At 69.7% G+C, this 7,587-nt stretch carries 8 protein-coding genes; 5 read left to right on the forward strand and 3 right to left on the reverse strand.

Going from position 1 to position 7,587, the window contains the following annotated elements; genetic code table 11:
- Positions 1-173: 173 nt before the first annotated feature.
- Both VXC91_RS40200 and VXC91_RS40205 read right to left on the reverse strand, forming a co-directional pair.
- Positions 174-740, reverse strand: a complete 567-nt coding sequence (locus VXC91_RS40200; RefSeq protein WP_329512311.1) for a cysteine hydrolase family protein — start codon at positions 738-740, stop codon at positions 174-176.
- Between the two features lie 84 nt (positions 741-824).
- Positions 825-1,715 carry an LLM class F420-dependent oxidoreductase gene (locus VXC91_RS40205; RefSeq protein WP_329512312.1) on the reverse strand — a complete coding sequence of 297 codons (891 nt, stop codon included), beginning with the start codon at positions 1,713-1,715 and terminating at the stop codon, positions 825-827.
- 512 nt (positions 1,716-2,227) lie between these two features.
- Between VXC91_RS40205 and VXC91_RS40210 the strand changes: the two genes are divergently transcribed.
- Entirely contained in the window at positions 2,228-3,394 is a 1,167-nt protein-coding gene (locus VXC91_RS40210) for a hypothetical protein (protein ID WP_329512313.1), read from the forward strand.
- Positions 3,395-3,449: 55 nt separating this feature from the next.
- On the opposite strand, the gene VXC91_RS40215 is transcribed toward VXC91_RS40210, so the two are convergent.
- A complete protein-coding gene (locus VXC91_RS40215; RefSeq protein ID WP_329512314.1) occupies positions 3,450-3,878 on the reverse strand; it encodes an ATP-binding protein in 429 nt (142 codons plus the stop codon).
- Positions 3,879-4,024: 146 nt separating this feature from the next.
- Here VXC91_RS40215 and VXC91_RS40220 point away from each other — a divergent pair, with 146 nt between their 5' ends.
- From VXC91_RS40220 to VXC91_RS40235, 4 genes are all read left to right on the forward strand, one after another.
- Positions 4,025-4,792 (forward strand): IclR family transcriptional regulator, encoded by a 768-nt coding sequence (locus tag VXC91_RS40220; RefSeq protein ID WP_329512315.1) that lies wholly within the window; start codon positions 4,025-4,027, stop codon positions 4,790-4,792.
- A gap of 41 nt (positions 4,793-4,833) precedes the next feature.
- The gene (glpK, locus tag VXC91_RS40225) at positions 4,834-6,348 is read left to right on the forward strand and encodes a glycerol kinase GlpK (protein WP_329512316.1); all 1,515 of its coding nucleotides are present in this window, start codon (positions 4,834-4,836) and stop codon (positions 6,346-6,348) included.
- A gap of 205 nt (positions 6,349-6,553) precedes the next feature.
- Positions 6,554-6,901, forward strand: coding sequence for a hypothetical protein (locus tag VXC91_RS40230; protein ID WP_329512317.1), 348 nt, complete (start codon positions 6,554-6,556; stop codon positions 6,899-6,901).
- A 277-nt stretch (positions 6,902-7,178) separates the two neighbouring features.
- Positions 7,179-7,520, forward strand: coding sequence for a hypothetical protein (locus VXC91_RS40235; RefSeq protein WP_329512318.1), 342 nt, complete (start codon positions 7,179-7,181; stop codon positions 7,518-7,520).
- Positions 7,521-7,587: the final 67 nt, after the last annotated feature.

Consider the following 7,587-nt stretch of genomic DNA (forward strand, 5'->3'; position numbering starts at 1 on the left):
GGCGACGTCGGATGTTTCTTCGAGCCAGGGGCTCTCCTCGGAGAGCCCCTGGCGCGTGAGAGGCAGCCGTGCGGAAGCCTTCATCCGCCCCCTGTCCTCCACGGTTTCCCGGTGCCGGAGCCGTCGCCGGTCGACAGCGACCGCTCATCCTCAGGTCCGCGTGCTCCGGCGCCTCAGCCTGCATGCTCCGCGGCGAACGTCACCTCCGCCGTGTCCACGGTTCCGCCACGGCGCCCCGGAGCGCTCTGCCACCTCCAGTAGAGGTTTGTGTGCGCGATCACCTGCTCCGGGGCCGGCGCCCCGTACGCCGTCAGGTCCTCCGTGGTGTGCGCATCGCCGACCAGCGTCACGTCGTACCCACGCACGAGGGCTCCGTGGAGGGTCGAGCGGATGCAGGCGTCGGTCTGGGCTCCCGTGACGACGAGCCGGCCCACGCCGTGTTCGGCGAGCACCGACTCCAGCTCCGTGTCCTCGAACGAATCGAGGTAGGTTTTGTGGACGAGTGGCTCGGCATCGCGGCGGACCAGCTCCGGGACGTAATCCCAGCTCTCGCTGCCCCGCTTGAGCTCGTCGCTGGAGTGCTGCACCCAGACCACCGGAACGTCCTCGGTGCGGGCCTTGCCGATCAGGGCGTTGATGTTCGCGATCACGTCGTCACGATTGTGGGAGCCGTCCATCACCCCGTTCTGGACGTCTATGACGAGCAGTGCGGTGCGGGGCCGGTCGGGCAGGGTCGTCATGGGATCTCCCGTTTCTCGTCACGGATCTGACAGGACCCCACAGTAGGTCGTACCACTGACAACGGTGTGCCGTCCGGCCGGATGTCAGCGCAGCAGCTCCGCAAGACGGCGCCAGGCGGCCCGGGGAAGGGAGTCGCGGGGCTCGTCGTCGACCACTTGGAGGGCCACATGGTCCGCGCCCGCCACATGGAACGCATCGATCCGTTCCCGGATGCGGTCGTCGTCGCCCCAGGCGAACAGCGCGTCGACCAGGCGGTCGCTGCCGCCGTCGGCGAAGTCGTCCTCGGTGAATCCGAAGCGGAGGAGGGAGTTCGTGTAGTTCGGCAGGCTCAGGTAGAGGGCGAGGGTGCCGCGGGCCGTCGCACGGGCCCTGTCGGGGTCCGTCTCCAGGACGATCTTCGTCTCGGGCGCGAGAAGCGGTGCGTCGCCCAGGATCCCGCGGGCCATGGTGGTGTGCTCGACCGTGACCAGGTACGGATGCGAACCAGCGGCGCGGTCGCGGGACAGCTTCAGCATCTTCGGCCCGAGTGCGGCGAGGACACGGCCTCCGGCGGGGACCCCGGCGGTGTCGAGTGCGTCCAGGTAGTCGACCATGGCCGAGTACGGGCGACGGTACTGGTCCGTCATCTTGGCGTGGCTCACGCCGAGTCCGAGCAGGAAGCGGCCGGGGTGGTCCTTCGCCAACGCATCGAAGCGCGCCGCGGTATCGGCCGCCTCGTACTGCCAGATGCTCTGGATGCCGGTCGCCACCACGAGCCGCGAGGTCGCCTCGATCAGCGGGACCGCGTGGCGGACCGTGGCGCTGCCGCCGAGCCAGACGGCGCCGAAGCCGAGCTCCTCCAGTTCTGCGGCGGCTTCGGCGAGTTCGCCGCGTCGGGCCTGGTCCTCCGAACGCAGGCCCAGGCTCCAGATGCCGTACCGCCCGACGGACTCCTTCAGCGAGTTGCCGCCGTCCGTGCTCGTGACATCGCTCATCGGTCCCGATCCTTCCGTACCCGGTACAGCGCCCTGCTCACGCATCAGTTGATCACAGCAGCGCTCAGCGGACGGACGGCACGGCGCATTCCACGCCGGATGTACTTCTGGCGAGTCGGGTACCTCACCTGGTCCGCACACGGCGCGGCCCTTGACCTCACAAGGCCCCCGCGTGACATTCCCTGACGCCGCATCACAGGACGGCAGCGCTTCCGGGAGTACCGAACGGCACCGAGAGCACGCGCAGCACACCGCACGGGCTCATGTCCCTCGCCACCCTGGAGCGATCTTCCATGCCCCCAGGCACGGTTCCCGCGAGACGTACCGATTCCTCCGCGACGGCCGGACCCTCGCGCCGACAGGTGCTCGCCGCCTCCGGCGTCGGACTTGCGTTCGGCGCGGGGATACCCGAAGCCGGCCGGGCCCGGGGAGCGGGGCGCAAAGCCGTGACAACGGGCTCATATAGGCTGCTCGCTTCGGTTCCCACCGTCCGACTGCCAGGAGTGTCCCCTGTGACCGTAACGATCGACCCGTCCGGAGCGGCAGGTTCTCCCGACGAGGAGTGGCCGGCACAGGAGGCGTCGGCCGCTGGCGCACCGGTCGTCGAGGCGTCTTCCGCTGACGAGGGGTTCTGGGTCGAGCCGGGGGCGGCCGGTGACGCGGAGCCGGCCTCGGCGGGGCCCGAGGTCGACGAGACGGTGCTGCGTGACGCCCGTGAGTTCGGGGTGTACGCGCGTACCGGCGGCTGGGCCTTCGCCCTGAAGGTGGCACGCAGCGTACGGCCCGGCGGGCAGCCGGCGGAGGAGACCCCGAAGATCTCCGCCAAGAGGTTCGCCGAGCTGGCGGGGTGCTCCCCGGAGCGTGTCATGCGGTACTACAAGGCCTGGGACAAGGCGGCCGACGACGGTCTCGTCCCGCACTTCGAGATCCTCGTCCCCGGCCAGGACATCGCCCTGCCGGACTCCGACGCGTGGCTCGCGTACTACGCCTCCCGCTCCAGTGCCACCTCCGAACGCGGCCACGCCATCGCGGCGGCGGCCGAGGCCGAGGGCATCCGGCCGACCAAGGCGCTGGAGGTCGCCGAGAACCCCACCGCGGTGCGCGCCGCTATTCTCGCCGACCCCGCCACCGCCCGGACCGCGCGCGCCGCCCTCCTCGACCGGCTCCGGGAGGACCCGGTCCTGCAGACCGAACTCGCCCGTGACATCGCCAGGACGGACGAGCTGAAGAAGGCGGTGGCCAGCGAGACCCGGGCCGCGGACCGCATCGGCTACGTCCGGCAGATCGTGGAGAAGGGCCAGGTCAGGACCCCGGCAGGCCAGACGATCGCCGCACCCGCCGAACTCCGTGTCCAGGCCGAGCGCCATCTGTCCCTCATCGACGAACTGGACGACGGGGAGGAGGCCGGATCGTGGGCCGCCGAGGCGTACGACACGGTGAAGGAACTCGTGGCCCGGACCGTCGAAGCCGACCCCGACCTGCGCCTTCGTGAGCGCCGTACGAAGTTCTACAGCAGCCTGCAGCGGGCGACGAAGGTTTTCGAGGAACTGACCCTCGACGACGCCGAGGACCTGGACGACCTTTATGAGGACGACATGCTCCAGCGTCTGGAGGAGCTTCAGTCCGCCGTCGGCAGCTGTATCGCCGTCCTCCGGAAAGCGGCCTCGGCGCGTGGCTGATCCTGCGGCGGTCGGTGGCCCATGGCGTCCGCCACGGCTCCGCCGCGCTCCGGGGTCACCCCGCGAGTACTTCGGCCCAACGGCTGGCTCCTTCCGGGTGCACCTCCACGCCGTACCGGGCCGACAGTGCGGCGACGATGCACAGGCCCCGGCCGTGCTCGTCCGGATCGATCGTGGCGGACGAGCCGCAGGCAAGAGCCGCCGGCCCCATGTCGGTGACCGCGACGCGTACGGCTCTGCGCCCGTCCAGCAGCGTGCTCGACAGCCGTAGTGCCGCCGGCGGGACGGCATGGACGACCGCGTTGGTCAGAAGTTCCGAGATCACGAGAAGCACGTCCTCCGCGGCGCCCGTGGGCAGGCTCCACCTGGTCAGGACGGCCTCCGCGCGCCGGCGCACGGTGGAGACGGCCCGGGGAGAGTGCGGGAGAGGGAAGACATACTCCACTCCCTCCCCAGGCGCGGCGTTGAGCTGCGCTATTGTCATGTCCCCTCCTTCTCCGGGCCACGCTGCCGACCGGACGCCGAGCGTTCCGGCACGCTATGGAGGGAAACCCAGCGGGTCAATGAAGGGCGGTCGGCATTACCGAACGCCGTCCTGAACCGGGAGGCGATCCGGACTAGGATCGCTTCATGGCCGGGCCAGTCCAGTCCATCGAACGGGCGGCGGCGATCCTGCGCCTCCTCGCCGGCGGCCCCCGCCGGCTCGGGCTCAGCGAGGTGGCGTCGTCGCTGGGGCTGGCCAAGGGCACTGCCCACGGCATTCTGCGCACCCTCCAGCACGTGGATTTCGTGGAGCAGGACGAGGCGACCGGAAAGTATCAGCTCGGAGCGGCGCTGCTGCACCTCGGCACCAGTTACCTCGACGTCAACGAGCTGCGGTCGCGCTCCATCAACTGGGCCGACGCACTGGCCGCCCGCAGCGGCGAGGCCGTCCGCCTCGGTACGCCCCTGGAGGGCAAGGTACTTGTGGTGCACCACGTCTTCCGGCCGGACGACACCCTCCAGACCCTGGACGTGGGAGCGCTGCTCCCGCTGCACGCCTGCTCGCTCGGCAAGGTCCTGCTGGCCTTCGGAGCCGAGCCCGTGGAGCCACTGTTGGAGGCCGGGCTGGAGGAGTACACCCGGCACACCCTCGTGCGCCCCGACGACCTCAACCAGGCCCTTGTCGAGGTGCGGGAGCTCGGCTGGGGCGCCGAGGTGCAGGAAATGGCCATGGGCGAGGCCGGCGTCGCCGCGCCGATCCGGGGGCACGGCGGCCTCGTGGTGGGCGCGATCGGAGTGTCGGGACCGGTCGAGCGGATCTGCGACACCAAGGGCCAGCCGCAACCGCCCCTGATCACCCTGCTGCGGGAAGCCGCACGGGCGATCTCCAGAGACCTGGGCGCGGCCCGCTGGTAGCTCCCGGCACCGCCGCGACGCATCGGAAGGCAGTCGCGATCATGGTTGAACGGTATGTGATGTCCATCGACCAGGGCACCACCTCCACACGATGCATTCTGTTCGACCACCGCGGACGGCTGGTGACAGTCGCCCAGCGTGAGCACCGGCAGTACTTCCCGGAGCCAGGCTGGGTCGAGCACGACGCCTCGGAGATCTGGCGCAATCTGGAGCGCATCGTGCCCGGCGCGTTGTCCGAGGTCGGCATCGACGTCAGGCAGATCACCGCCATCGGGATCGCCAACCAGCGCGAGACGACGGTGCTGTGGGACCGGCGGACCGGTGTGCCGGTGTGCCGGGCGATCGTCTGGCAGGACACCCGGACCGCCCCTCTCGTCGAGGACCTGAGGCAGCACCCAGGGGACGCGTTCTTCCTCGATCGCTGTTGCCTGCCTCCGTCGACCTACTTCTCCGCGCCCCGGCTCCGCTGGCTGTTCGACCACGTCGAAGGGCTGGAGGAGCGCGCACAGGACGGCGAGGTGCTCTTCGGCACGATGGAGAGCTGGGTGATCTGGAACCTGACCGGCGGCGCGGAAGGCGGCCTGCACATCACCGACGCCACCAACGCCAGCCGAACCATGCTCATGAACATCCGCACACTGACCTGGGACCCGGAGCTGATGGAGTTCTTCGGGGTCCCGCGCGCGATGCTGCCGGAGATCCGGCCCTCGATCGAGACCTACGGTGAGGCCCGCTCCGTGCTCCCCGGTGTTCGCATCACGGCCGCGCTCGGGGACCAGCAGGCGGCCCTGTTCGGGCAGACCTGCTTCTCGCCCGGTGAGGCGAAGTGCACCTACGGGACTGGCAGTTTCCTGGTGATGAACACCGGTACCGACCTCGTGCGGTCCCGGCACGGACTCCTCACCACCGTCGCGTACAAGATTGCGGACCAGCCGACGGTCTACGCCCTCGAAGGCCCGATCGCCGTCACCGGTTCGCTGGTCCAGTGGTTCCGTGACCGCCTCGGTCTGATCAGCAGTGCGCCCGAGATCGAGACGCTGGCGCGCACCGTCGAGGACAATGGCGGTTGCTACATCGTCCCCGCGTTCTCCGGTCTGTTCGCACCCTACTGGCGCAGTGACGCCCGAGGCGTGATCGTCGGGCTCACCTCGTACATCACCAAGGGCCACCTGGCCCGAGCCGTCCTGGAGGCCACCGGCTGGCAGACGCGCGAGGTCGTCGACGCCATGAACGCCGACTCCGCGCTCGCCCTGAAAGAACTGAAGGTGGACGGGGGCATGACATCCGACAACCTGCTCATGCAGTTCCTTGCCGATGTCCTCGACGTTCCCGTGCTGCGCCCCCTGGTCGCCGAGACGGTCTCGCTCGGTGCGGGTTACGCCGCCGGCCTCGCGGCCGGTTTCTGGCCCGATCTGGAGGTCCTGCGCCGCAACTGGCACCTGGCAGCCCGGTGGCTGCCCGACATGGACCCCGAGCGGCGGGAGTGGGAGTACGAATCCTGGAAGCGGGCCGTCGAGCGGTCCCTGGGATGGATCAGGCCCTCGAGACGGTCGTGACCCCCGGTGGGGCCGGACGGGCACGACGACGAGGTCTGAGTCCGGACACGATTGCGCCGATCATTCCTGATTGTCCGGTGATGTGTTTCACGCGAGTAGTTCATTGTTCAACTAACGCGGAGTGCGTAGCGTGAACATCGCCGACACAACGGCAGGAGCCATCGTTCGCATCCACCGAACGATGGATGTGCAAGGAGGAATGACCATGAACAAGCTGGTGCGGCGCCTCACAACCGCGAGTGTCTCCGCTGTTCTCCTCGGCGGCGCTCTCTTCGCCACCGGCGGCTCCGCGATCGCAGCCACCCCGCAGGCAGCCGGGCACACCCTCGTCCGCGCCGCTGTCGTCGAGGACACGAAGGCCGCCACGGTCCACGCCGAACGCCCCGCCGACCCCTGGATCGCGGACCAGCTCGCGATGTTCGACCCCTGGGTCGTGGATCAGCTCGAGCTCTTCGTCCCTTCGGGTGACCCCGGCCTGCAGCACGTCGTGATCGACTGGCACCGCAGCGTCAATGCCTACGCGGCTCTCCAGAACGACGGCGCCCGCCCCTGATCCACCGGTCCGCTTCCCCGGGGCAGACGCCCGATGGCCGCAACGGCTCTCCAGCCACCGGCTCTCCGAACTGGTCCGACGCCGGTGCCCTCCGCCCGCTGACTCGGTGCGAGCAGCAGATTCTTGCCCGAGCATGGGTGTGTACCGGCCCTGAACGGCTGGCCCCGAGGCCGGTGACAGGACAGGTGCGGGCGATCGTGGACTGGAAACCAGAGGTTGACGTGGTGCCGGTCGTAGATGTCGACAAGACCAAGGGCTTCCAGGAGGGCCCGGGACGGTGGCCGGACGCCGACTTCCCCGCCGAGGAGGGCTACCTGGATCCCTGTGCTCGATCATCTTCGGCGCCGGTGTCAGCTCGGCAGCGCCGGGCTCCGCCCAGGGACTGCACCTCGTCGTTGCGGACGTCGAAGAGGTCCGAGCCGAGCTCGGCGACCGCTGCGCCGGGGCGAGCGAGGTGTTTCATGACTCGAGCAGAGTCTTCCAGCGTGCCGGGACCGAGGGCCGGGTGTCCGGTCCGGACCCCGAACGCCGCAGCTGTTCGTCCCTCGCCTCCTTCAGCGACCCGGACGGCAACGATTGGCTGTTGCAGGAGGTCACGGCACCCCTTCCCGGCCGCTGACCGCACGGCGCATGCCGGCAGCGGCGCCTGGCGGGCATCGGCCCTGGTCAGGCGCCGCTTGCGTCGG

This window comes from Streptomyces chiangmaiensis (genome assembly GCF_036281785.1).
In the GTDB taxonomy this organism is placed as follows: Bacteria; Actinomycetota; Actinomycetes; order Streptomycetales; family Streptomycetaceae; genus Streptomyces; species Streptomyces chiangmaiensis.

Excerpts from the sequence above, each read along its gene's own strand:
- VXC91_RS40200 (WP_329512311.1), bottom strand. The coding sequence starts at position 740 with ATGACGACCCTGCCCGACCGGCCCCGCACCGCACTGCTCGTCATAGAC.
- VXC91_RS40220 (WP_329512315.1), top strand. The coding sequence starts at position 4,025 with ATGGCCGGGCCAGTCCAGTCCATCGAACGGGCGGCGGCGATCCTGCGC.
- VXC91_RS40205 (WP_329512312.1), bottom strand. The coding sequence starts at position 1,715 with ATGAGCGATGTCACGAGCACGGACGGCGGCAACTCGCTGAAGGAGTCC.
- glpK (WP_329512316.1), top strand. The coding sequence starts at position 4,834 with ATGGTTGAACGGTATGTGATGTCCATCGACCAGGGCACCACCTCCACA.
- VXC91_RS40230 (WP_329512317.1), top strand. The coding sequence starts at position 6,554 with ATGAACAAGCTGGTGCGGCGCCTCACAACCGCGAGTGTCTCCGCTGTT.
- VXC91_RS40215 (WP_329512314.1), bottom strand. The coding sequence starts at position 3,878 with ATGACAATAGCGCAGCTCAACGCCGCGCCTGGGGAGGGAGTGGAGTAT.